This is a genomic window from Megasphaera vaginalis (ex Srinivasan et al. 2021) (genome assembly GCF_000478965.1).
In the GTDB taxonomy this organism is placed as follows: Bacteria; Bacillota; Negativicutes; order Veillonellales; family Megasphaeraceae; genus Megasphaera; species Megasphaera vaginalis.
In genome coordinates this window covers 108,719-134,162 of record NZ_AWXA01000007.1, presented here as the reverse complement: position 1 = coordinate 134,162, position 25,444 = coordinate 108,719, and the positions used below count along the sequence as shown (strand labels likewise).

Annotated in this window: 21 protein-coding genes and 1 pseudogene; 2 read left to right on the top strand and 20 right to left on the bottom strand. The window is 49.9% G+C overall.

The window, feature by feature from the left end; genetic code table 11:
* Nucleotides 1-34: 34 nt before the first annotated feature.
* The 6 genes from HMPREF1250_RS01855 to HMPREF1250_RS01830 all read right to left on the bottom strand — a co-directional run bounded on the left by HMPREF1250_RS01855 (nucleotide 35) and on the right by HMPREF1250_RS01830 (nucleotide 4,834).
* Entirely contained in the window at nucleotides 35-238 is a 204-nt protein-coding gene (locus tag HMPREF1250_RS01855) for a transposon-encoded TnpW family protein (RefSeq protein WP_036242308.1), read from the bottom strand.
* A gap of 75 nt (nucleotides 239-313) precedes the next feature.
* Nucleotides 314-1,252 (bottom strand): phage major capsid protein, encoded by a 939-nt coding sequence (locus HMPREF1250_RS01850; protein WP_023052827.1) that lies wholly within the window; start codon nucleotides 1,250-1,252, stop codon nucleotides 314-316.
* A gap of 14 nt (nucleotides 1,253-1,266) precedes the next feature.
* Nucleotides 1,267-1,575 (bottom strand): hypothetical protein, encoded by a 309-nt coding sequence (locus tag HMPREF1250_RS01845; protein WP_023052914.1) that lies wholly within the window; start codon nucleotides 1,573-1,575, stop codon nucleotides 1,267-1,269.
* Nucleotides 1,576-1,708: 133 nt separating this feature from the next.
* Nucleotides 1,709-1,954: a hypothetical protein gene (locus tag HMPREF1250_RS01840; protein WP_036242307.1), complete on the bottom strand. Its 246-nt coding sequence runs from the start codon at nucleotides 1,952-1,954 to the stop codon at nucleotides 1,709-1,711.
* A gap of 333 nt (nucleotides 1,955-2,287) precedes the next feature.
* Nucleotides 2,288-4,582, bottom strand: a complete 2,295-nt coding sequence (locus HMPREF1250_RS01835; protein ID WP_023052841.1) for a phage/plasmid primase, P4 family — start codon at nucleotides 4,580-4,582, stop codon at nucleotides 2,288-2,290.
* 39 nt (nucleotides 4,583-4,621) lie between these two features.
* Complete coding sequence (locus HMPREF1250_RS01830) at nucleotides 4,622-4,834, bottom strand: DNA-binding domain protein, excisionase family (protein ID WP_023052775.1); 213 nt, start codon at nucleotides 4,832-4,834, stop codon at nucleotides 4,622-4,624.
* 225 nt (nucleotides 4,835-5,059) lie between these two features.
* On the opposite strand from HMPREF1250_RS01830, the gene HMPREF1250_RS10840 reads away from it, so the two are divergent.
* Nucleotides 5,060-5,524 carry a helix-turn-helix domain-containing protein gene (locus tag HMPREF1250_RS10840; protein ID WP_023052876.1) on the top strand — a complete coding sequence of 155 codons (465 nt, stop codon included), beginning with the start codon at nucleotides 5,060-5,062 and terminating at the stop codon, nucleotides 5,522-5,524.
* Between the two features lie 261 nt (nucleotides 5,525-5,785).
* Here HMPREF1250_RS10840 and HMPREF1250_RS01820 read toward each other — a convergent pair whose 3' ends face one another.
* The 12 genes and pseudogenes from HMPREF1250_RS01820 to HMPREF1250_RS11960 form a co-directional block, all read right to left on the bottom strand.
* On the bottom strand, nucleotides 5,786-9,034 hold the full coding sequence (locus HMPREF1250_RS01820) for a type I restriction endonuclease subunit R (RefSeq protein ID WP_023052888.1): 3,249 nt from the start codon (nucleotides 9,032-9,034) through the stop codon (nucleotides 5,786-5,788).
* A 16-nt stretch (nucleotides 9,035-9,050) separates the two neighbouring features.
* The gene (locus HMPREF1250_RS01815) at nucleotides 9,051-9,614 is read right to left on the bottom strand and encodes a restriction endonuclease subunit S (protein WP_023052856.1); all 564 of its coding nucleotides are present in this window, start codon (nucleotides 9,612-9,614) and stop codon (nucleotides 9,051-9,053) included.
* Entirely contained in the window at nucleotides 9,611-11,179 is a 1,569-nt protein-coding gene (locus HMPREF1250_RS01810) for a type I restriction-modification system subunit M (RefSeq protein WP_023052770.1), read from the bottom strand. The genes HMPREF1250_RS01815 and HMPREF1250_RS01810 overlap by 4 nt, the downstream gene beginning before the upstream one ends.
* On the bottom strand, nucleotides 11,172-11,399 hold the full coding sequence (locus tag HMPREF1250_RS01805) for a helix-turn-helix domain-containing protein (protein WP_023052829.1): 228 nt from the start codon (nucleotides 11,397-11,399) through the stop codon (nucleotides 11,172-11,174). Before HMPREF1250_RS01805 ends, HMPREF1250_RS01810 begins: the two co-directional genes overlap by 8 nt.
* Nucleotides 11,400-11,638: 239 nt before the next feature.
* Nucleotides 11,639-12,145, bottom strand: a complete 507-nt coding sequence (locus tag HMPREF1250_RS01800) for a hypothetical protein (protein ID WP_023052861.1) — start codon at nucleotides 12,143-12,145, stop codon at nucleotides 11,639-11,641.
* A complete protein-coding gene (locus HMPREF1250_RS01795; RefSeq protein ID WP_023052795.1) occupies nucleotides 12,142-12,396 on the bottom strand; it encodes a hypothetical protein in 255 nt (84 codons plus the stop codon). Before HMPREF1250_RS01795 ends, HMPREF1250_RS01800 begins: the two co-directional genes overlap by 4 nt.
* Before the next feature lie 101 nt (nucleotides 12,397-12,497).
* Nucleotides 12,498-13,739, bottom strand: coding sequence for an S-layer homology domain-containing protein (locus HMPREF1250_RS01790; RefSeq protein ID WP_023052879.1), 1,242 nt, complete (start codon nucleotides 13,737-13,739; stop codon nucleotides 12,498-12,500).
* Between the two features lie 352 nt (nucleotides 13,740-14,091).
* Nucleotides 14,092-15,402, bottom strand: a complete 1,311-nt coding sequence (locus HMPREF1250_RS01785; RefSeq protein WP_036242306.1) for an S-layer homology domain-containing protein — start codon at nucleotides 15,400-15,402, stop codon at nucleotides 14,092-14,094.
* Nucleotides 15,403-15,734: 332 nt separating this feature from the next.
* Nucleotides 15,735-17,000 carry an S-layer homology domain-containing protein gene (locus HMPREF1250_RS01780; RefSeq protein ID WP_036242305.1) on the bottom strand — a complete coding sequence of 422 codons (1,266 nt, stop codon included), beginning with the start codon at nucleotides 16,998-17,000 and terminating at the stop codon, nucleotides 15,735-15,737.
* 331 nt (nucleotides 17,001-17,331) lie between these two features.
* The gene (locus tag HMPREF1250_RS01775) at nucleotides 17,332-18,792 is read right to left on the bottom strand and encodes a [FeFe] hydrogenase, group A (protein ID WP_023052822.1); all 1,461 of its coding nucleotides are present in this window, start codon (nucleotides 18,790-18,792) and stop codon (nucleotides 17,332-17,334) included.
* A 262-nt stretch (nucleotides 18,793-19,054) separates the two neighbouring features.
* On the bottom strand, nucleotides 19,055-20,140 hold the full coding sequence (locus tag HMPREF1250_RS11965) for an ATP-binding cassette domain-containing protein (RefSeq protein ID WP_023052910.1): 1,086 nt from the start codon (nucleotides 20,138-20,140) through the stop codon (nucleotides 19,055-19,057).
* Nucleotides 20,141-20,308: 168 nt separating this feature from the next.
* Nucleotides 20,309-21,028: pseudogene (locus HMPREF1250_RS11960) on the bottom strand (ATP-binding cassette domain-containing protein).
* Between the two features lie 182 nt (nucleotides 21,029-21,210).
* Between HMPREF1250_RS11960 and putP the strand changes: the two are divergent.
* Nucleotides 21,211-22,713: a sodium/proline symporter PutP gene (gene putP, locus HMPREF1250_RS01760; protein WP_023052881.1), complete on the top strand. Its 1,503-nt coding sequence runs from the start codon at nucleotides 21,211-21,213 to the stop codon at nucleotides 22,711-22,713.
* An 80-nt stretch (nucleotides 22,714-22,793) separates the two neighbouring features.
* On the opposite strand, the gene HMPREF1250_RS01755 is transcribed toward putP, so the two are convergent.
* On the bottom strand, nucleotides 22,794-24,017 hold the full coding sequence (locus HMPREF1250_RS01755; RefSeq protein ID WP_023052805.1) for a class I SAM-dependent rRNA methyltransferase: 1,224 nt from the start codon (nucleotides 24,015-24,017) through the stop codon (nucleotides 22,794-22,796).
* A gap of 10 nt (nucleotides 24,018-24,027) precedes the next feature.
* Entirely contained in the window at nucleotides 24,028-25,428 is a 1,401-nt protein-coding gene (gene hslU, locus HMPREF1250_RS01750) for an ATP-dependent protease ATPase subunit HslU (RefSeq protein WP_036242302.1), read from the bottom strand.
* Nucleotides 25,429-25,444: the final 16 nt, after the last annotated feature.

Sequence of the window (25,444 nt, the reverse complement as noted above, 5' to 3'; positions counted from 1 at the left end):
GCCTCCCCATCGGTATGTCGATATTACCGTACTATCAGGCAGAAGTCGAGTTGTATTTTGCAAGTATTTGTGAACTTTCTGATACTTTGAGCGGAGTGCCGACATTGCTCAAAATCAGCCGTTTCACCTTGGAATATGCGGTTTCTCTGGCGTTTTCGCTGACCATTGATTCCACGATATACATCGTTCCACCGATAGAAGTATGGGTGATATGAGTGTTGTTTACTGCTGTGTTCATAATCCCACCTCTTTCTATCAGATAAGGCATCCGCCTGTGGCAGAAAGACTATCCACCACAGGCAGTGCCAATTGTTTATTCGGTCATCGCAATGACCTTGATTGCTTCGGAGCGTACCAGCTTGCCATCGATGAACTCAAAGGCAAGGTAGCCGATCTGATCTAACACCACAAATTTTTCTTTAATGGTGCGGACGCTGACCGGGCTGCGGCTAACCACCCAGTAGTAACTGAAATCACCAAAGACAACAGGCTTTTTGCCCGGTTCTGCGTTTGGCATGAATTCAGAAATGATGACCTTTTTACCAAAGATAGTATCATCGGTACTGCGCCACAGGTAATTGCCATCGGCATCTTTCAGTTTGCGGAGTGCCATAGCGGTTTCATCGTTCATAAGCCACACTGCGTTGGCACGATACTCCGGCTTAACGGAGAAGTACAGGCTGATGATATTATCGTAAGTAAAGGCATCCGTGGTCAGAGCCACATCTGCGCCCTTGCTTTCATGGAGAATACCTGTAGGCATCTGTTCGCCAGTGCCATTGATAAATGCGTTAGTTTCAGCCTTGCCGAAATTCTTTGCAAAACGCTCCACCAGATAGTTCTCAATATCGAAGGTGGCATCATGGATGAAATCCTCATCGAACTTTACAAAGGCTGCGAGTTTCCAGCTTTCCACTACGGTGGTAGTGAAATCATTCATGCCCTCGTAAATCGGAATCATGCCACCTTCCGGCACAAAGGCTGCAAGGTCATCGCAGTCCTTGGCAAAGATGCGATATCCGGCTTCATAGGCATTGAAGGCTGTGCCGATTTGACGGAACAGGCTCTTGCCCTCGATTGCCTTCCCGAATTTATTGTTGGCATGAGCAGGAACGGCATAGGTGTCGGTCTGGGAATTACGTCCCTTGGCGATTTTATCGATGCAGTGTTCCTTGCCACGCATTACATCCCAGAAGTTTTTGTCATACTCCGGCTCTCCGGCATAGACCTGTGTTTTCATTGTTGTATTCATAATCGTGTTCCTCCTTATTTCTTGTCACAAAACGGACATCTGTACAGTCCGAGGTCATTGTAGTTCAGTACCCTGCCAATCTGCTTGAGCTTTCCTCTGTTTGCACATTCCGGGCATAAGATGTCATAAGCAAGAGCATCCTCGATGCTGTGAGGTTCTTTGGCATGGAGACGATAATACTTGTGCAGCTTTCCTTCGTCATCTCTGTGGATTTCATCGGAAAGATACAGGTTACACATTCTCTGTGCATATTCATCCGAGTAGGACGAATGATGGGTGCGTAAGATGTTGTTCTTTTTGTTTGCAATAATTGGATAAATCATAGTATTTTCCTCCTTAAAATGTGGTTTTGTGTGATAGGGTTTTAATACCCCTTTTGAATTTGCGATTTTGTGCGTGAGAGCCTTGCCCCGTTTTCCGCTATAACAGCGGTGGAGATGTTGACCGCCCCTACGGTCAGTTACGGGAGCGGATGTATCTCATACGCTTGCAGTAGTCCACTGCATCTGCATATCGCAGATAGTACATCTGCTTGTACATTCCATCCATGACCATATAGTGTGGTGGGTTGCTGGACTTGCTCATCATGATAAGTACAGGGGCATCATCCTTGCGGTTGATTACACTCATGCCAACATAGCGGTCAGTGTCAAAATCAATCGGACGAAACTTGGTGTTCTCATCAATATCCATAATTCTCATGCCATTTGCCTCCTTTCTGACTGCACATATCTGCGCCGTCTGTATTTTGGTGACAGTTCTTTTTGCAACTGTCACTAAGGAAAGCCCTTACAGAATGGGCATTTGCGCAGTTTTAGTGACAGTAGTGACAGAACTTTTGATTTGCTCACACGCTCAATAATCTTTGTACCTTGTACCCATACCTGCCTACTGCATACAAAGATTTTTTTCTTGGCTCTTGAGTTGAAAGAACTGTCACTACTGTCACCAAAGTGCCTTAAACCCTTGTGGAATGGGTGCTTATTGCAGTGACAGTTGTGCACATGAACTGTCACTGTACTGTCACTACTGTCACTAAACGAGAAAGTCATCATAGCCACACCCCCTAAACTGTTCTACGGCATCCTCGGAGAGTGTGTAATCTCTGTAGAAGGTACCGCCTGTTCCACGTCTGACAACCATAGCCTGAAAGGTCGTGCCGAGGTGGTCAGCCAATTCATCACGGAACTCCCGCGCTGTCTTGGCATACCCGTTGTTGTTATCCTTGCACCAAGCCTTGTATGCTTTGAAGATGCGACCCGTTGTCCAAGTGTCGGATATCTTGCTGTCACTGCGTTCTGCCATGCATTCTTCAAAGAAGGAAATGATGGTGCTGTTAGTATTGCGGTAATTCTGCCTTGCCTGTGCGATGCTGTCCGGCTCTGTAAAACGGTAGCCGTTGCCGATAACATTGCGAAATGCCATCACCGCCTTGTAGAAGATGCCTTCCCGTTCCGCATACATCTTTTCAAGCAGATGCTTGTCCTGCTGTTTTGGTGGTATCACATTAAGGCATTCCACCTGCATGATACGGTTGTATACCCACTCGCCATCATCACCGCCAAACTTCGGCAGACGGTTCATGCAAAACCACAGTAGACCGTTGTATATGAATTCAAAAGCGTTCTGCCCCTTGAACTCTGCAAACAGACTGTCACCGCCTGTACACTTCTTGAAGGTCTTTAATTCACTGACGGTTACAAAACTCATGTCAGAACTGCCAGCCAAACGCTTGCCATAGAGATTGGCAGTACCAAACCGTGCTTCGATTTCGGCAAGGTCGATGCCGATGAAGTATCCTTTGCCAAGCATCATCTCCACCAGACTTTTTAGCTGCGATTTACCTGTATCGCCTTTACCGTACAGGAACAGGGACTTCTTCATTCGCCAGCCTTTTACATTGGAGAATACTGCCCCGATGAATTCGAGCAGCAGATTTTCCACCGCCTTATCATGATTAGTCAGTGTGGAAATATAGCCGTCAAAGGTAGGTGTCGCGCTTGGAGTTCCATGCCATTTACAGGGAATCTGTATGGTGCTGAGTACCTCCGGGGAGTGTGGCAAGAGCGTTAAATCTGACAGCCGGAGCAGACCGTTTGCCACATTGATAAGGTCTTCATCTGCATTGAGGTCATCGTTGGTCAGTGTATTAAGGTCGGTGGTCAAATGCTCGATACAGGCAGCCACATCACCCATACGGAGAAGTTCCTCATCATAATCGGTAATGTAACCTTTAATGATGCCCTTGAAGTTATCCTTACCACACAGTCTGTAACAGCCATTTTCATACACATAGATGATGGTGCCACCATTGGTATTGTCACGGACTATAAGGTATTGGAGATGCTCTCGTACATATTTTGCAAGCAGAGGCACACTCACCGTTGCAATGCCGGAACGGTTGAATTTGATGAATTCCGGGGCTGGCATTACAGAACGATGAAACACACCATGACAGGCTTCAAGTGCTGCATTGATGGTCAGTTCCCGGTAATCGTCCCGATTCCACTTTTCACGCATCAGAGCGGACAGACGGAATATGGCATCGATCAGTTCTGGGTCGTCCCCGGTGCGAAATGCGATAAGAGAACAGAGCGCACAATCCGCAGCAGAATCGTCATTGCCATATCCGCTGATGTCACCATCATCAAACAGCATGGCGAATTTCTCACCATTCTTCTGTTTGTGCAGTGCTTCGATAATGCGGTATACATCCTCATCACCGTCACGTTTGGCACTGTATTTCTTTTTCTGCTTTCTGCGCATATCCTTATCCAAGGTGGTAAGGACAGCCTGTGTGCAGTCATTCAGTGCCGTATCCAATATCACACTGCCTGTATAACAGACGAATCGGTTGGTAAGTCCTCCGAAATACTGCTCGGTATCGTTGTGGGGATTTTTCATATAGAATTGTCTGTCCAGCTTTTCCTTGCCTTTATCATCGATATAGGTAGGGATGCTGGCAATATCGACTTTTCCATAGATGTGGATGCCGTTGCCACTTTGGGAATATTCCGTATAGCTGTTAAAGCGTTTCAACATCATCTGCACAAAAGGGTCGTTCAGTTCCTTATGGTCAATGTCCAGAAAGAAGTATCCTTTGGGGATTTTGAAACCGACTCCGGCAGAGCCACGTTCACGCATTGCAGTTACCGCTTCATCATAGGTCACCCATGTGCCACTATGGGCATCGTCTGTACCCGTTGCACCACCATTCGCTGCGATTGGCTTTTTGGTGGGATTGCCATTTTTATCCTTGCTCCATATCCACAGGAACCATATCTTCCTATCCATCAGTTCCTGCATGGGATTTTTCGTTTCTTCCGGCATTCGGCTTGCCTCCTTTCCTTATAAGTAATGGCGTACAGATTAGTACCATATCGAATCAGACTGGTTTTCCGCATCTTCTCCCAAAGCGGATAACTGCTCGCACAGCTTGTCATAATTGATGAGTGCTTTCTTTCCGATATATATTGCCGGAAGTTTCCCGGCTTTCAGCATAATGCGAAGAGCGTGTTCCGAGAGCAATCCTGTTTTCGCAACTTCTCTCACGGTCATCATATTAGGTTGTTTCATATCCATCTTTCTTCCTCCTTCCTATACGCAAGTACATCATACTGTCGTACTTTTGATATAATAATACTACAACAAGATGTACTTGTCAATGCTTTAAGTAAGACAAAATGATGAATAAATTGTAAAAAGTACATCATAGTGTATTGACAAGTGCAACATTGCGTGATACTATTAGGAAGGAAGCAAACGAGATACAACGATATGCGAAAATATATAACGAGGTGACAAGCTATGACGATTGGTGAAAGAATTAAAGAAATCAGAAAAAAGAATGGATTCACGCAGGGAACACTTGCGGAAGAACTGAAAGTAGCAAAGGGAACGGTATCTGCATGGGAAATCGGCAGTCGCAGACCCAGCTTTGAGATGCTCGATACCATGTGCGAATTGTTTCATGTACGCATGGACTATCTGATTGCACAGTCAGACGATGCTACTCCAATGCAAGATGCTACAGAAGCAGATATCAACGGCATGGCAGAAGCAAGCCTTGCAATGGATAGGGAACAGGATGCAGACTGGCTAAACAGCACACTGCAGCAGTTCTGCTCTGACTTCGCCCGGATGGACAGCTTTGCAAGAAAGTCCCTGCTTGCTCTTTATAAGGAAGAGAAGAATCGCTGCATTCAGCAGGGAGTAATGGCAGACGATGACAGCTTTGTGTGTGCGGTCAATATAAAGGCGGTCACAAAATAAGCATTTTACCTGAGAATCTGACCTGTTTTTATATAATAATGCGGACAAATACGCAAAAGAAAATGGCTGAAAGCACTGTAAATACACGGTGTTTTCAGCCATTTCTATATATTAGGGTATCCCCCCTGTTTAATTCTGCGAAAATTCACGTTTGAGGGGGCGTCGGTCTTTGGTAGATACGGTACTGGAGATTTGACCACCCCCACAGGGCAAAAGAAAACCACGCAGAACATTGTCCTTCTGCGTGGTTATACTCATCACTTATTTGTGTTCATCACTACCATATGGTGTCTTCGGTTCTGCCACCATAGACAGGTTGTCCTGTGGATTCAGTTCATATATGGTCGCTGGGTGTTCCGGCTCAGTAAAGGTTGCCGAGCCACCGATGCCAAAATACTTCTCAAAGAATGTCTTCAGTTTATCAATGACACCTTGCTTTTTCTTGGCTCTGCCACCACCGCCAAAGCGAGAAACAGGAGGCATGATTTTATCGATGTCTGTACCGGAGGTTTTGATTTCACCATCACGGAAAGCATTCTCCAAGAATTTACGGGTGTCCTCCGGCTTTAACTTTTCCTCTGTAATGATGGTCTGCAATTCAGCCTCACGCTGTTTGACCACATAATCATGCCACTCGCTCATGATGTCATCTGCATCGTTGACCCCTGCGATAAAGGTTTCAATCAACTGTTTCTTGCTGCGTAGTTCCGGGCTGGCATCAATGGCTTTATTGATGGTAATCAGAACTTCTTTATCCTCACAATGGGTATCGTGGTATTTCTTTACAAGCATCAGAATATAATCAATGTTGATTTCAATCTGCTTTATCAATTCCACCTCAAACACAATATCGTCTGTGATATCTGTGCTTTCTCCGGCTTCACGTCTGCGTTTCCATTCATCACGCAGGTCTTGGTATCTGCCAAGGTAGTCCTGTAGGTCACGCTCGGTAATAAGTTCATTACCCTTAAATTCATCAAAGGATACGAGCAGGTTACGCATACGCAGAATTGCACCAAACAAAGAAATAAAATCCTTCTGATTCTGCTCGCCAATAATCTGTGGTTCTTCCAGAGGGAACTTCTCGTTCAATTCCTCCATCATATCCACATAGCCGGGCATTGGCTTTCCGTCTACGGACTCATAACCATAGTAGTAATCCTTAAAACTGTTCAAAAGCACAATACCGCCAGCGTTCTTGTCTCCAAACAGAGAAATTGCGCTATCTACACGCTTTTGCAGATTGCGAAAACAAACAATGTTACCGAAAGTCTTGATAGAATTGAGGATACGGTTGGTACGTGAAAACGCCTGTATCAAACCGTGCATCTTCAGGTTCTTATCCACCCACAACGTGTTCATAGTAGTGGCATCAAAACCAGTAAGGAACATATTAACTACGATGAGCAAGTCCAGTTCCTTGTTTTTCATGCGTAGGGATACATCCTTATAGTAGTTCTGGAACTTATCGCTGGAAGTATCATAAGTTGTATGGAACATTTCATTATAATCACGGATAGCAGATTCCAGAAAATCACGGGAGTTCTGGTCAAGGGCAGAAGTGTCCTCAGAGTTCTCCTCATCCAGAATACCGTCAGCTTCTTCCTCATTTGCGCCGTAACTGAAAATCGTTGCTACACGCAGCTTCTTGGTTGGGTCTGCTGCCATCTGCTTCTGAAATTCTTGATAATACAGTTTTGCCATTGGCACAGATGCCACAGCAAAAATAGAGTTAAATCCGCTAAGACGTTGTTGCTGCTTGATTTCTTCAACCGTGCCACGCTGGTTGGATGCCACTTCTTCAATATTCGTGAGGGTATTGAAAATATAGGTTTTATCCCCACGGTAGGTTTTCTGGTCGAAATGTTCCAAAATATACCGTGTCACCAATTCAATACGCTTAGGCGCCATCATTGCTTTTTCACGATTGATGTCCCATACCATTTCATCAGTAATCTCTTCGTCCGTATCCATCGTTTTGATATAGTCCACACGGAACGGCAGGACATTTTTATCGTTGATGGCATCCACGATGGTGTAGGTATGTAACTGGTCACCAAAGGTCTGTCCTGTTGTAAAGAACTCCGGGTTCTTGGATGCGCCAGAGTTGGCTGCGAATATCGGGGTTCCTGTAAAACCAAACAGGTGATATTTCTTGAAGTTTTTTATAATAGCCGTGTGCATATCACCAAATTGACTACGGTGGCATTCGTCAAAGATAATAACGATATGCTTATTGTAAACCTCATGATTAGGATTCTTCTTTATGAAAGTAGCCAGTTTTTGAATCGTAGTAATAATAATACGACATTCTTTGGGACGTCCTTTTGAATCTTTGTCACTCAACTGCAGTTCTAAAATTCTGGTAGAAGTATTGCTATTGGCAGCACCTTTTTCAAAGCGGTCATATTCCTTCATGGTCTGATAGTCCAAATCCTTACGGTCAACCACAAACAGCACCTTATCAATGTAAGGCAATTGTGATGCCAGCCGTGCTGTCTTGAAAGAGGTGAGCGTTTTGCCGGAGCCTGTGGTGTGCCAGATGTATCCGCCACCTGCCACGCTGCCGTATTTTTTATAGTTGTTGGCAATCTCTATACGATTCAAGATACGCTCGGTTGCCGTGATCTGGTATGGACGCATAACCATAAGCATATTTTCCGATGTAAAAATACAATACTTAGTCAGTACATTCAGCAGAGAATGCTTTGCAAAGAAGGTCTTTGTGAAGTCAATCAAATCCGAGATAACACGGTTATTGGCATCTGCCCAGAAGCAGGTAAATTCAAAGCTGTTGCTTGTTTTTCCCTTTTTCGTCTTGCCAGAAACCGCATCCTTGATAGCATTAAAGCGAGTGCTGTTGGAATAGTATTTCGTATTTGTACCATTGGAAATGACAAAAATCTGTACATATTCAAACAGCCCACAGCCTGCCCAAAAAGAATCACGCTGATAACGGTTTATCTGATTGAATGCCTCACGAATAGGAACCCCTCTGCGTTTCAGTTCAATATGAACCAAGGGCAGACCATTTACCAGTACCGTCACATCGTAGCGATTATCGTACTTTGCGCCGTCCTCTTTACCAAGCACATACTGGTTGATAACCTGTAAACTGTTATTATGGATGTTTTTCTTATCCATGAGTGTGATGTTCTTCGTAGAGCCATCGTCCCGTTTCAACACTTGGACAAAGTCCTCCTGTATCTTGCGGGTCTTTTCCACGATATGCTCGTTGGGGTTCGCAACGGAATCCGCAAAAAACTGTTGCCACTCTGTATCAGAGAACCGATAGTGGTTCAGTGACTCCAAGCGGTTGCGGAGATTGCTGATTAAATCCTTCTCTGTATGGATTTGCAGATATTCATAGCCTTGCTCACAAAGTAGGCGAACAAACTCTTTTTCTAACGCCTCTTCACTCTGGTAACTATCAGAGCGTGCCTTTTCTGGTGTATATTCTGTAACAACGGTGTTTTCAGATGTCTCGGCCACAATGTTAAAAAACGGCATATGATTCGCCTCCTTTTTATGAAAGTTCTTCAAAGGTCAAAAGTTTATCTCGATAGTATTCATACTGTTTTTTCCTCGCTGTAAGCTCCGCTGTAAGCTCCGCTGTAAGCTCCGCTGTAAGCTCCGTGAAATTGTCCAGTATACGGACAATTTCACTCTGCACCCCCAATGGTGGTACAGGAATTTTGATTTTGTTCAATACCTTTTGCGTTAAACTCGGTACACCACCAGCCGTATTATATTGCTCCAAATGTTCTCGTAATAGACAATGATAAACATATCGTGGTAGCGCATAATCCAAATTAATCACAGTGTAAAAAATTGTATCAACATTCCAGAATGGAGTGTCTACATAGTATAACTTGTCGATAGAGCCCTTTCTTGGTATTAATACCGAAGGCTTATCATATGCAGCCCTATCAATATACGTCATAACTCCACCGGAGCCATAAACGGGAATATCTCCTGTGCCAAAGCTTTTATAATCGCTGCCGTTTTTAATTGTAAGGATTTCACTGAGTTCCTTGTATTCGACCCCATCCGGGCATAACTCTGCAACCAATTCCTCTAACTTGCTCATACGCCCACCTCGATTTCTTCGATGATGTTTCGAATAGCCTCACGCAGTTCATTCTCACGCATGACGATTTCTTCGATTTCTGCATTCAGCTTTACAATATCAATCTTTTCACGGGTATCCTCTGCCTCAACATAAGTAGAAACGGAAAGATTGTAATCTGCCCCTGTAATTTCATCATAATCAGCAACGTGGGAGAAGTGTGCCACTTCTTCACGCTTTGAGAACACATCTACAATTCGGTCAATATTTTCAGGTGTTAGTTTATTGTTGTTTGTGACCTTGATGCACTCGTTAGACGCATCAATAAACAAGGTCTTGTTGTCGTTCTTATTCTTCTTCATTACCATAATGCAAGTGGCAATGGATGTACCGAAGAATAGATTGCTTGGTAACTGAATGATGCAATCTACATAGTTATTGTCTACCAGATATTTACGGATTTTCTGTTCCGCACCGCCACGATACATAATACCCGGAAAGCATACGATAGCAGCAGTACCATTGGATGCCAGCCATGAAAGACTGTGCATAATAAATGCCATATCTGCCTTGCTCTTAGGTGCCAGAACCCCTGCGGGAGAAAAGCGAGGGTCATTGATTAACAGTGGATTTTCGTCACCCGCCCATTTAATAGAGTAGGGAGGATTAGACACGATAAGTTCAAATGGTTCATCATCCCAGTGCTGTGGGCTGATAAGCGTATCCTCACAGGCTACATTAAATTTATCAAACCCCACATCGTGCAGGAACATATTGATTCGGCACAGGTTGTAAGTGGTGATATTGATTTCCTGTCCATAGAATCCATTGCGGATGGCATCCTTACCAAGAACTTTTTCAGCCTTGAGCAATAGACTTCCGGACCCACACGCAGGGTCATATACCTTATTGATTTCAGTTTTTCCTACTGTACCAAGCCTTGTCAGCAGTTCCGATACATCGGCAGGCGTATAGAACTCACCGCCGGATTTACCTGCATTAGAGGCATACATGGACATAAGGTATTCGTAGGCATCGCCAAAAGCATCAAAGGTGTGGTCTTTCACAGCACCGAGGTTCATTTCACCCACGCCATTTAACAGCTTGACCAGTTTCTCATTGCGCTTGGCAACCGTAGACCCCAGCTTATTGCTGTTAACATCATAATCATCAAACAGTCCGGCAAAGTCGCTTTCTGCCTCGCTACCTTTAGCAGATTCCTCGATATGACGAAATACGCTTTCCAGTGTCTCATTCAAATTTTCATCGTTTGCCGCCTTTGCTCTGACGTTGCAGAACAGTTCACTTGGCAATATGAAAAAGCCTTTTTCTTCCACCAGACCGTCCCGTGCTTCTTCGGCTTCGTCATCTGGCATTGTTGCAAAATTAAAATCGGTATTTCCGGCTTTGATTTCACCGTCATTGATGTAGCTGCACAGGTTCTCGGAAATATAGCGATAAAACATTGTGCCGAGGACATAGTTCTTAAAATCCCATCCGTCTACTGCACCACGCAGTTCATCCGCTATTGCCCAGATTGCACGATGGAGTTCATCACGCTCTTGTTCCTTTTTAGTATCAACCATTTTCTTTTCCTCCGTCTTCGTCTGGAATAAATTCCAAAATATCATCTACGCCACAGTGCAGCACACGGCAAATACTCTCCACACTGTCAAGGGAGATATATCCGCCTCGTTTTAGCCGTGTGATGATGTTGGCAGAGAACCCTGCCTCCTGCATCAACTGGGCATTTGTCATATCTTTTTCAATCAATAAATGAAACAGTTTTTTATAACTGACTGCCATATCACACCTCCATTAATCCTATTAGCCGATATGCTTAAAGTATATCACGCAAAAGTGAATTTTTCAATTTTTATATAAATCTATTTACAAAAAGAAAGCGACCACACAGGAGCATTTCTGCTCTTGCGTAGTCGCTATTCTCTTTGCACCGTTTGGGGAGGCGTACTTAAAAACTTGATTTTTTCAAATCCCTAAGTTGCACTCCCTTTGCGAGCGGTCTTTTATCTCTGCGAAAGAGATTAGAATACGAACATGAACTGAGCGCGTGTTTCTTCTTCCGGATCTGCATCGCCTTTCTTAGCGCTGGAAGCGAAGGACTGCATTACCTGGAACTGCGCGTTCTTGGCAAAGGTGTAGTCAACGCCTACGCCCCAAGATTTGACGTTGTTGAGGAGACTACCTTTTCTCCAGCTGTTCGTCGAACCATAGAGAGCGTTCGGGTCGGCATTGATATATTCAACCCATGCGTCCCACGTCTTCGGTGCTGCGAAGTTGGCGTTGCCATATTTGAGGACAGCAGCCCAGACGTCAGCATCATCGATGGCGCCGTTGTTCTGAATCTTCGTATAGTCGACGAGGAGATTCGTCTTCTGGCCCAGTTTCAAGCTGGCATAAGCACCCCAGAGGTTATCCGGTGCATATGCAGCAGCGGAATCAGCCAAATTGAAACTGTTATAGTAAACGCCGATGGCGCCTCTGTCAAAGAAGCCTTCCAATTCGCCGTAGCCCGTCTTTACGTCGTTCAAATTAGCTTCTTTAAATTTACCGTCGCATCGACGACGGGATGAATGGCAAAGCGGATATCTTCCGATTCCTGGAGTTTTGCCAGCCGCTTTTCCCAGACCGCAAACTCCGCCGCCGTCAAGGAAAATTCGCCGTACTCCGTCGTCGTCAGCCGCTCTTCCGCGCAGAGGACGTGGCGGGCGTAATCGACGTTGCCGGCGACGCGGTCATAGACGTGCAGCTCCCGCTCTTCTTCGTCAACATAAATCTTCATTACGGACCTCCTGAAAGATGATGCCTTATTATACCATATCCCTGCCGGCAGGACAAAAAAAGACCGCTCTTGCGAGCGGTCTTTTATCTCTGCGAAAGAGATTAGAATACGAACACGAACTGAGCGCGTGTTTCTTCTTCCGGATCTGCATCGCCTTTCTTAGCGCTGGAAGCGAAGGACTGCATTACCTGGAACTGCGCGTTCTTGGCAAAGGTGTAGTCAACGCCTACGCCCCAAGATTTGACGTTGTTGAGGAGACTACCTGTTCTCCAGCTGTTCGTCGAACCATAGAAAGCGTTCGGGTCGGCATTGATATATTCAACCCATGCGTCCCACGTCTTCGGTGCTGCGAAGTTGGCGTTGCCATATTTGAGGACAGCAGCCCAGACGTCAGCATCATCGATAGCGCCGTTGTTCTGAATCTTCGTATAGTCGACGAGGAGATTCGTCTTCTGGCCCAGTTTCAAGCTGGCATAAGCACCCCAGAGGTTATCCGGTGCATATGCAGCAGCGGAATCAGCCAAATTGAAACTGTTATAGTAAACGCCGATGGCGCCTCTGTCAAAGAAGCCTTCCAATTCGCCGTAGCCCGTCTTTACGTCGTTCAAATTAGCTTCTTTAAATTTACCGTAACCGGCAGTGGCGGCAAACTTGCCGTTGTTGTATTTGAGCTGAGCGCCGTCGAAGGTATCGCCGTATTCATAGCCGTAGGCATTGCCTAATACATACTGATAACGGCCGACCATCAGATCCCAGTTGCTGCCGAAATTGTGGTCAACATAGGCTTTGTCGAAATAAAGCTCATTATCTTCAGAAGAAGCATTTTTGGTATCAGCAAAGCTGATATTGTTCGTGCTTACGCGCAAAACGGCTTTCGTGCTGTCGTTGATCATGGCATTGCCTTGGAGACGAACACGAGCGGACCATGATGCATCATTTTCAACACTATCTTTCTGATGGATGAAGCGGACGCGAGCGTCACCGTTCAATTTTACGTTACCGACACGTTTTTCCAAGTTGGAAACGCGAACGCCGAGGCTGTTCAGTTCGTCAGAGAATTCGTCAGCCAATTTGTTGATGAGGGCGCGCTGTTCAACAGTGGCGCGGTCCTGGTGAGCCATCGCTTTGGCAACGATTTCAGCAGCTTCATAACGGGTGATGTTGCGGTCGCCTTCGAAATGCGTGCCGTCAACGCCCTGGATGATGCCGGATTCTGCCAACGTAACGACGGACTGGTAAGCCCAGCTGTCTGACGGTACGTCAACGAAGGGATTAGCTGCGAATGCGCAGGTAGCGCCGACAGCCATCGTTGCTACTAAGGATGCAATGATTTTCTTTTTCATGCAAAACAACTCCTTTTTGAGAAAAATATAATTATTCGGTACGAATAGACATACTGGAGCTGAACGTACCTCGGGAGTTGTCCACGTTTCCTCGCCGCTCCGTTCTTCTCGTTCTGCCTTTCACGTACCCTTGCAGCCCCATATGGATGCTGCATCACTGAAATGAGTATAGCAGATGTGTTTTGCCGATGTCAAGGCCCCTTCTGTATTTTAATTTTCCCAGTCTCCATACCTTCGTTTTGAAAGTCTCCTGCCGCCATTTTGTAAACGGCGTCTGCAAAACGAAAAAAGCAGCTCTACAGAGCTGCTTTTTCCGTATTCTTATTTCTCGTTTCTCATTTCGCCTGTTCGATCAGAAGGAGAAGACGAATTGCGCCCGCGTCTGTTCATCGGGATCGGCGGCGCTGCCGTCCTTCGTCTTCGAAGCGAAGGACTGCATGACCTGGAGCTGCGTGTTCTTGGCGACGGTGTAATCGACGCCGGCTCCCCAGGACTGTACGTTTTCCAGCAGATCCGCGCGTCTCCAACTGTTCGTCGAGCCGTAGTACGCGCCGTCTCCCGCATCGAGGTATTCAACCCACGCATCCCACGATTTCGGCGCCGCAAAGTCGGCTTTGCCGTAGGTCAGCTTGCCGAGCCAGACGTCGGCGTCTTTCGTGTTGACCGTGTTGGAATCCTGGTTGTTGACGCGCTGGTATTCACCGAAGAGGTTCCATTTCTGTCCGAGATTGACCGTGCCGTAAGCGCCCCAGATATCGTCCGGCGTATCCTTGCTGGCGATGGTGTCGCCGACGGTTTCGTCGTATACCGACGCGTTCGGCGTGCCGTTGAAGGTGTTGTAGTAGACGCCGACGGAGCCCTTATCAAAGAAGCCTTCCAGTTCGCCGTAACCGGTCTTGACGTTGTTCAGCGCGCCTTCCTTGAATTTGCCGTACCCTGCCGTGGCGGCGAATTTGCCGTTGTCATACTTGAGCTGCGCGCCGTCAAAGGTGTCGCCGTACTGGTAGCCGGAAGCGTTGCCCAAGATGTAGTTGTAGCGGCCGGCAGTCAGGTCCGTATTGCCGCCCAGGCGGTAGCGGACGTTGGCGCGGTCTACGTAGAGGGACGAGTCCGTATCGGCGGAAGCGGCCGTGTCGCTGCCGAAACTCTGGTTGTTCGTGCTGACGCCGAGTTCGACATTGGTCCGGTCGTTGACATTGGCATTCGCGCGGAGGCGGATGCGGTAGTCCCAGGAATTGTCATCATTCAATCCGGTGGAACGGGCGCTGTCCCCCTGGTACTGATAGCGGAGACGGGCGTCGCCTGTCAGCTTCACGTTGCCGACACGGTTTTCCAGATTGGAAACGCGAACGCCGAGGCTGTTCAGTTCGTCGGCGAATTCGTCGGCCAGTTTGTTGATCATGGCCCGTTGTTCGACAGTGGCCCGGTCCTGGTGCGCCATGGCTTTGGCCACGATTTCGGCGGCTTCATAACGGGTGATGTTGCGGTCGCCTTCAAAGTGCGTACCGTCAACACCCTGGATGATGCCCGATTCCGCCAAGGTAACGACGGATTGGTAAGCCCAACTGTCTGCCGGCACGTCGCTAAAGGGATTGGCGGCGAAAGCGCACGTTGCGCCGACTGCCATCGTTGCTGCTAAAACTGCGAGTATTTTCTTTTTCATCATACTTCACTCCTTTTAAGATCTTCGCGTGTCCTGCGTATTTGCAGGCGAGGGCTTCACGAAGGATCTGCAAGGTTTCAGCGGCGAGTTGTCCTGGTTTCCTCTCGTTTACGCACCTTGCGTTTCTTCCTGTCTGCTCCCGACAGCGGCAGTACGCTTTTTCCTGCTGCTGTGACGTCAGTATACTGCCGGAATTCCGCCTTGTCAAAAGCGGGATAATCCGCATAACCATGCGAATTATCCCGCTTTTTAACCAAACTGTAACCGAACTGTACCGGCCTTGTCAGCTAACTGTATCCGGCCTGTCAGTCCGCTGTATTCGTATTGCCGATTTAGAAGAAGAAATCGAGTTCCACACTGGTATATTCCTTCGGATCGGTATCGCCTTTTTTCGTTTTGGAACCGAAGGTCTGCCCTGCGGCGAGCATGACGTTCTTCGCCAAGGTGTAGTCAAACCCTACGCCCCATGATCTGACGCCGCCGTCCCAGCCGAGGAAATCATCGTCGCGCCAATTGCCCGTCGAGCCGCCGAAACCGTTCTGATCGACATTCACATAGTCGACCCAGGCGTCCCACGTGCCTTTTTCCGCCGCATCGGCTTCCCCGTACTGGAGCTTGGCGCCCCAGAGGTTGGCGTCCGCCGTATCATCCTTAAAGGAAACGCGCTGGTAATCGCCGATGAGGTTCAGCTTTTGGCCGAGACGGAAGGAAAGATACCCGCCGTAGAGCTTGTCGGCATTGACCGCTTCATGGGTCCCGTCTTCATCGACACTTTCGCCGTGGAACTGATTGTAATAGAGGCCGGCGCCGAATTTCTCAAAAGCGCCGTCGAGAGAAACATAGCCGGTTTTGACGTTATTGATGCCGCCTTCCTTGAACTTGCCGTAGCCGCCGGTCAAGGTGAAGCGATTGCCGACATACTGCGCCTGGGCGCCGTCAAAGGTGTCGCTGTACTGGAGCCCCAAGCCGTTGCCGATCTGATAATCATAGCGGCCGACGAGGAAGTTCATGTTGCCGGCGCGGTATTCGACATTGGCGTGGTCGGCGTACACATGGTGATCTTTGTTGCCCGAAGCGGAGCCTTCGTCGGCAAAGCTCATGTCATCTGTGCTCAGTCCGAAATTGACCGTCGTCTTGTCGTTGACATCGGCCGTCGCCAGGAGGTGCACGGCGTATTCCCAGGACGCGTCGTTTTTGAACGCCTTGTCCCAATGCTGATAATGCACGTTCGCGTCGCCTGTCAGCCGGACGTTACCGACCTTTTTTTCCAAGTCGGAAACGCGAACGCCGAGACTGTTCAACTCAGCGGAAAATTCATCGGCCAACTTGTTGATCATGGCCCGCTGTTCGACGGTGGCCCGGTCCTGGTGCGCCATAGCTTTGGCGACGATTTCAGCCGCTTCATAGCGGGTAATGTTGCGGCCCCCTTCAAAGTGCGTGCCGTCAACGCCCTGGATGATGCCCGCTTCGGCCAAGGTAACGACGGAATGATAAGCCCAGCTGTCTGCCGGCACATCGACGAAGGGATTGGCCGCAAAGGCGCAGGCCGCTCCTGTTACCATCGTCATGACCAATGATGTAACGATTTTCTTTTTCATTTGATCCTCTCCTTTTCTATCCTTTGCCATGGAACAACGGTAAAAAAGCAGGATGCCAATGTCCGATTTCACCGATGAGTTGTCCTTATTTCCTCAAGATTACTTCCGTACCGGCTGCCGCCTTCTTCTCCACTGTCCCCGACTTGTACCGTTAAGGTATATATATACTATACTAAATGTGATAATGCATGTCAATTGCATAATGATATTTACCGCTGTTTCCGTGGAAAAAGTCTTGTCATTGCCTCTGTCTACGCAAAAAACGCTGCCCATTATCTGAATTTTTCAGAATAAGGAGCAGCGTTATCCCATATGCTTATATGTTCATTTTTTATACTAAGTTGTTCGTATGGGCCTTAAAGCGATTGGACATGGGATTCGTCTCCGGTTCGACGTTCTTCATTCTGCCCAAGAGATCCGATTTGTCGTCGAAATAGGTATGCAAATAGGTTTCCGCCATTTCCGACAGCGGTTCTTCGAGAAAGGCTTCGTAAAGGGCTTTGATTTCCGGATTTTCCCAGCTCGATTTGATCTGCGCTTCGGCGTCGTATTGATAGAGCCGGTCCATGCGGGCCTGGTTCACTTTCTTGACCTGCGGCGCCTTGACTTTGGGCTGGCCGCCGCCGCCGATACAGCCGCCGGGACAGGCCATGATTTCGATAAAGGAATAGTTTTCGAAGAGGTCGTTTTTGATCAGATCGTCGATGAAGACGCGGGCGTTGCCGAGACCGCTGATGGCGGCAACGTGCAGGACGAAATGGCCGAAGGCGACGCTGGCCTTCTTCACGCCTTCAAGGCCGCGTACGTCTTCAAAGGGGATGAAATCTTTCGGCGCCGTACGGCCGGTAAAGAAGTAATACGCCGTACGAATGGCCGCTTCCATGACGCCGCCGGTGTTGCCGAAAATGATGCCGCCGCCGGAAGCCTGGCCGAAGACGCGGTCAAAAGCGCCTTCCTGCAACTGTTCGAAATCCAGTCCCGCTTCCTTGATCCAGCCTGCCAATTCGCGCGTCGTAATGCAGATGTCCGTATCGCGCAGTTCGGGAATGTCCCAGAAATTGGCCGACACGTTGAATTCGGGACGGCGAATCTCCGCTTTTTTAGCCGTACACGGCGTCACGCAGACGTTAACGATCTTTTTCGGATCAATATTCTTCGTTTCGGCGAACCACGTCTTTTCGACGGCGCTCAAGATGCTGATCGGGCTCTTCGTCGAAGAAAGATGGGGAATCAGGTCGGGATAGAAGATTTCGGCAAACTCGACCCACGCCGGGCAGCAGCTCGTAAACTGCGGGATAGGAATTTCTTCGGCTTGCAGTCGGTGGAGCAGTTCCATCGCTTCTTCCATGATCGTCAGATCGGCGCCGAAATTCGTATCGAATACGTAGTCGGCGCCGAGGGCGCGGAGCGCGCCGACCATCTTCCCTTCGACGAAGCTTCCCGGCTCCAGGCCGAAGGCTTCGCCGAGACCGACGCGCACGGCCGGCGCCGTCTGGAACATGACGATCTTATCGGGATCGGCAATGGCCGCCTTGACCCGTTCGACGTCGTTCACTTCCGTGATCGCATCGAAGGGGCAAGCCGAGGCGCATTGGCCGCAATGGACGCAAATGGGCATATCGCCTGTGCTGGGTAAATAATAGTAATCCATCACGGTCTGCGTATTGGCGCAGACGCGACGGCACAACGTACAATTTTTGCACTTACTTTCTTCAAATTGGACGGAGCAGTTGTGCTCATCGATAGGTACGCGACGCGCGAGTTCTTTAAAACGTGACTGGAAATTAAGCATTAGACGGCTCCTTCTATATGAACGTAAGACAGGAAAAGATAAATTATTTTTTTCACATAGTACAACTTCTTTTTATAGAGTAATACAAACAGCCATTTTTTTCCATAGTTTCCGAATGAAATTACTTAATCATTTTTACATCAATCATATTCCGATTCGGCATACGCTGTTATTACGAAATAAGAACCGTCAGGCCTTTTTATCGTTTTCTGTATCCAGGCGACCTATTCCGTACCGTTATCACCTTATTTTCATCGCCCGTTCAGAAAAACGGCGTCTCTCCCCTAAACGGCGGCGCCGCCGCTTGCCGCCTGCGCCGTGCGGAACTATGGACGCGTTTTCCTTCGCCGCCCTTGACGGAAAGCCGCCTTATTCCGGCTGACGCGCTTTGTCCGTCAGTTCCAGCCAGCGCTCCGTCATGGCGTCGATTTTCGCCGCCGTCTCTTCCTGCTCCGCCAAATAGGGGCGCTACGGCGGCGTAATCGCTGCCGGCGGCGGCGATGGCGGCGGCGAGGCCTTTGGCCAGGGCTTCGTAGCGTTCCAGTTCGGCAGACAGCGTCGCCATTTCCTTTTCTTCCCGCGTCGTCAGGCCCCGTTCTTTTTTGTCGGCTTTTTCTTTTTGCGGCGCCGTCTTTTCTTTTTTTACCGCTCCTTCCGACGGCGGCAGCGCCGATTTTTCCAGATAATCGCTGTAATCGCCGTCGTAGCGGCGCCATTCCCGTCCTTCGAGCACGAAGAGCTTATCGACGACGCGATCGAGAAAATACCGATCGTGAGAAACGACGATGACGACGCCCTGGAAAGTGTCGAGGTATCGTTCCAGAACGGTGAGCGTCGGAATGTCGAGATCGTTCGTCGGTTCATCGAGGAGCAGCACGTTAGGCTGATCCATGAGCAGCCGCAGCAGGTAAAGGCGGCGCCGTTCTCCGCCGGAAAGTTTGCGGATCGGCGTGTATTGCATTTCGTCGGTAAAAAGAAATTGTTCCAGCAGCCGACCAGCCGAAATCGTCTGCCCGAATTGATTGGTAAGAAAGCGGCGCGTTTCTCTGACGTAGTCGATGACGCGCAGCTCCTCGTCCAACGGCGGCACATGCTGTCGGAAAAAGCCGCAGGAAACGGTGCTGCCCGTACGCAGCGTTCCCCGCGTCGGCTGCAGTTCTCCTGCCAAGACCTTCAGCAGCGTCGATTTACCGACGCCGTTCGGCCCGACAATCCCCAGGCGGTCATGTTTGACGACGCGATAGGTCAGATTGCGAAAGAGCTCTTCCTGTCCCGTATAGGCGAAAGCGACGCCATCCATGTCGATAATCGTCTTGCCGAGCCGGCGAGACGTATCAAAAAATCCCACCGTTTCGTCGGCTTTGGCCGTTTCGCCGGCGCAAAGGGCTTCATAGCGGTCGCGCCACGCTTTCTGCTTCGTCGATCGCGCCTGCGCGCCGCGCCGGATCCAGGCCGTCTCACGGCGAATGACGTTGCGCAGCTTTGCCGCCGACGCCGCCGCTTCTTCCAGCCGTTGCTACCGCAGCAGCAGGTAGTCGCCGTAATTGCCTTCGTAGCTATACAGCCTGCGGTCGTCGAGTTCGACGATGGAGGTGACGATGTGGTCGAGAAAATACCGGTCGTGCGTACTGACAAGGATGGCGCTCTTGCTGTTGCGCAGGTATTCTTCCAGCCAGATGATCGTCAGTTCATCGAGGTGGTTCGTCGGTTCGTCGAGAATCAGCAGATCACAAGGCATGATCAGCGCCCGGGCCAGACCGAGCCGCTTTCGCTGGCCCCCCGAAAGGGCGCCGACAGGAGCCGTCAGTTCCGTTACGGACAATTTTTGCAAAATAATCGCCGCTTCGTGCTCCAGATCCTAGGCCGCAGCGGCATCCATCGCCGCCGTCAGTCCGGCTACGGCCGCGTCGTCGCCGGCGGCAAGGGCTCCTTCATAGCGGCGCAGGAGCCTCATGACCGGCAGGTCGCCGTCAAGAACGCTTTCCAGTACCGTCTTCTCCGGATCGAACTGCGGTTCTTGCGGCAAAAAATGTATTCGTCCTTTCGGATTTCGCCAGACCGTACCGCCGTCGCAGTCTTCCTGTCCGGCGGCAAGGCGGAGCAAGGTCGTTTTGCCGGCGCCGTTCAGTCCGATGAGTCCCGTCTTTTGGCCGCTGTCGACGGCAAGGGAAAGATCCTCGAAAAGGCCGCGCGTGCCGTATGCTTTTTTAACTTCTTCCAGGCGTATGATATGCATCGTTTTCATCTCCATATGATGATAAATTTCAATTTACTCCTGTTATACAATAGCGGCGCGGCACACGTCAAATCCCCTGTCGGTTCCGCCTGCGGCAAAAGCGCTTTTTTCTTACTTTTTCTTGCTCCTGTGCTGAAATTACAGTACAATGAAAAGCAATCATCGAATAAAGGAGTTTTTTTATGTTCCAGACAAATATTCTTGTTTTATCGGCCTTTGCCATCTATTTGCTCGCCATGCTCAGCATCGGCATCTACTATTCCCGCTCGCAGCAGCGCCTCAGCGACTATATTCTGGGCGGCCGCAGCCTCGGCCCCTGGATCACGTCCATGAGCGCCGAAGCTTCCGATATGAGCGGCTGGATGCTCATGGGGCTGCCGGGTTTCGCCTACGCCATCGGCATTTCCGCATTCTGGACGGCTCTCGGGCTGTGTCTGGGCACCTTTTTGAACTGGCATTTCGTTTCCGAGCGCCTGCGCAACTACACGGAAGTCGCCAACAACAGCTTGACGATCCCCGATTACCTGAAAAACCGGTTTCACGATGATTCCAACATCATCCGCTTGATTTCCGCCGTCTTCATCCTGATCTTTTTCCTCATCTATACATCTTCCGGCTTCGTCGCAGGCGGAAAACTGTTTCAAACCGTCTTTGGACTGGACTATACGACGTCCCTTCTCTGCGGCGCCTGTGTCGTCGTCTTCTACACTTTCCTCGGCGGGTTCATGGCCGTCTCGTGGACCGATTTTATCCAGGGCTGCATGATGTTCTTCGCCATCGTTCTCGTCCCCGTCACCGGTGCGCTTGCCGTCGGCGGCGGTAGCGTCATCGCCGAGCGTCTCGTCACGGAGTCGCCGCAGCTGCTCCAGCTCGTCCCCGACAGTACCATGACCGGGATCATCGCCATCATTTCCGCCATCGGCTGGGGCCTCGGCTACTTCGGCCAGCCTCACATCCTCGTCCGCTTCATGGCCATCGGCAATCCCGGCGAACTGCGCAAGGCCAAGCATATCGCCATGACCTGGGTCATCATCTCCCTGACGGCGGCCGTCCTCGTCGGCCTTGTCGGCAAAGTGGCGCTGACGGAAACGCTGGTCGGCGCCGATGCGGAAAAAGTATTCCTCATCATGAGTCAGGATCTTTTCTCGCCTTTCATGTCCGGTCTCATCTGGTCCGCCGTGCTGGCCGCCATCATGAGCACGGCCTCTTCCCAGCTTCTGGTCACGTCTTCGGCTATTTCCAAGGATTTTTACAATGCTTTTATCCGCAAAGACGCGAGCGAACGGGAACTGATCTATGTCAGCCGTTTCACGGTTCTCCTCGTCTCCGCTCTGGCCTTGGTACTGGCCGCCAATCCGGATAATTACATTCTGACCATGGTGGCATACGCCTGGGCCGGCTTCGGCGCCGCCTTCGGCCCGACGATCTTACTGTCCCTGTTCTGGCGGGAAATGACCCGCAACGGCGCTTTCGCCGGCATCCTCGTCGGCGGCCTGACCGTACTGATTTGGAAACAATTCGCCTGGTTCGGCCTGTATGAAATCGTTCCCGGCTTCCTCTTCTCCTGCCTGGCCATCTATCTCGTCAGCAAGCGGGAAGGCGGACCGGGCCGTGAAATCGAAGAAGAATTCGATACGGCCATCCACTTCAAACAGAAAATATCCGTTCTGCACAATGAAGACTAACAACAAGGAGCCCCTTCTTGACGAAGGGGCTCCTTGTTTTCATCGGCTGCGTCCAGATAGCCATTTTTATTTTTATGGCATCAGACGACTTGAAAAAGATAGAATTTCAGATAATTCGTTTCCGGCACGTTCCAGAGAATCGGGTGGTCCGGCGACTGCTGACGACCTTCGATCTGGCGCAGGCAAACGCCGGCATCGGCCGCCGCGTCACGCAGCATGGCGCGGAAAAGCTCGTCCGTCATGAAATGGGAACAGGAACAGGTCGCCAGATAGCCGCCGCGCGGCAGGAGCTTCATCGCCTTCCGATTGATCTCCTTGTAGCCGCGCACGGCATTGCGAAGCGTATGGCCGGACTTGGTGAAAGCCGGCGGATCGAGGATGATAAAATCGAAATCATGCCGCTTTTCTTCGGACAGCTGCGTCAGCAGATCGAAAACATTGTCCTGAACGGCAAACACGCGATCTTCCCGGTGATTGCGGCGAATATTCGCATTCGTCTGCGCTACGGCCTCGGCGGATATATCGACAGCCGTTACGGACAGCGCGCCGCCTGAAGCGGCGTTCAGCGCAAAGGCGCCCGTATGGGTGAAACAGTCCAGGACGCGGCGTCCCGCAGCCAGTTTGGCGACAGCCAGGCGATTATATTTCTGGTCCAGAAAGAAACCCGTCTTCTGTCCGTTTTCCACATCGACTGCATAAGTGATGCCGTTTTCTTCAATTTCCGTAATAACGGAGCCCGGCGAAGGCAAAAAGTCCGCTTCGTACCACCCCTTGTTCATCATCAGGCCGTCGAGTTCCCGGACGCTCACGTCGTTCCGTTCATAAATGCCGCGGACGGCGACGCCGTATTGCTTCAACTCTTCAACCAGGGCGCGAAAGATGACGTCTTTGACCGTATCCATGCCGTAACACAGCGTTTGCGCAACGAGAACGTCGCGATAAAGATCGACCGTCAGGCCCGGCAGTTGGTCGGCATCGCCAAAGATCAGGCGGCAGCAGGAAAAATCGGTTTCGCCCATTACGGTACGGCGATAGGCGACGGCATATCGGACACGGCGCCGCCAGAAATCTTCCGTAAAGGTATCGTTGGCATTGTTCGAAAGAAGGCGCACGCGGATCTTGGAAATGTCGTTGGCGAAACCCGTACCGAGATAGCGTCCCTTATCGGAACAGACGTCGACGAGATCACCGGTCTCGTAAGCGCCGTCAACGGCGGTCACTTCTTCTCCGAAAACCCAGGGATGCCCGCTCCGCGCGGCCCTTTCCCCTTTGCGTGTCAAGTATAATTTGGCGTAAGGTCTCATAGCGTTTCCTTTACAGAATATAATGGCTCAAATCGACGTTTTGGACGACGTCGTTCAGTTTACCGGCGACGAAGGCCTCATTGACGACTACTTCTTTTTCCTCCCTGTCCGGCGCTTCGTAGGCCACTTCTTCCAGAATTTTTTCCAAGATCGTATGGAGACGGCGGGCGCCGATGTTTTCCGTTTCCAAATTGACGCGATAAGCGTACTCGGCAATGGCGCCGATCCCGTCAGGCGTAAATTCCAGCGTAATGCCGTCGGCTTCGAGAAGGGCCCGATATTGCTTTACCAGCGATTGATTCGGTTCGGTCAGGATGCTGCGGAAATCGTCGACAGTCAGCGACTGGAGTTCGACGCGGATCGGAAAACGGCCCTGCAGTTCGGGAATCAGGTCGGACGGCTTCGATACATGGAAGGCGCCGGCAGCGATAAAGAGAATGTGATCCGTCTTGACGGGGCCGTATTTGGTGTTGACCGTCGCGCCTTCGACGATGGGCAGGATATCGCGCTGCACGCCTTCACGGGAAACGTCGGGACCGCCGGCATGTCCTTTTTCGGCGATCTTGTCAAATTCGTCGATAAAGACGATACCGGCTTCTTCCGTCGCCGCGACGGCTTTTTCTATGATGACGTCCATATCGAGACACTTGCCCAGTTCTTCTTCCTTAAATACTTCACGGGCTTTGGCAATGGACATTTTTTTCTTCTTTTTCTTCTTCGGCATAATGCTGCCGAGCATTTCCTGGAAGTTATTCGTCAACTCTTCCGTCGAATTGCCCGTCAGAATCCCCTGAATCGCCTTATCCTGCTCCGTCACTTCAATTTCGATTTCCCTGTCATCCATACGGTGAGCGGCAATATCTTCCAGCAACTGCTGCCGTTTTCCCGACGGCGCGTCCTGCGGCTGCGGCGCCGGTTGTGCCGGACTTTCTTCGGGCGCGCCGAAAAGAAGTCCCAACGGGTTGTTCGGCTGCGCGGACGTCGCCTCTTTTTTCGGCCAGAGTACCTGCAGAATCCGCTTGTTGGCTTCCCCTTCGGCCTTGGCTTCATACCGCTGTCCTTCTTCTTCCTGTACCATGCGGATCGCATTGGCGACAAGATCGCGTATCATCTGTTCCACGTCGCGGCCGACGTAGCCGACTTCCGTATATTTCGTCGCTTCGACCTTGATAAAAGGCGCGCCGACGAGACGGGCCAGTCGCCTGGCAATTTCCGTTTTGCCGACGCCCGTCGGGCCGATAAGCAAAATATTCTTGGGAATAATTTCGCTTTGCATCTCTTCGCTCAGTCGTTTGCGGCGCCAGCGATTGCGCAAGGCGACGGCGACCGATTTTTTCGCCGCTGCCTGACCGACAATATATTTATTCAGTTCCGCCACAATCTGTTTCGGCGTCAATTCACTTTCGTTCATCATCAGACCTCGTTTC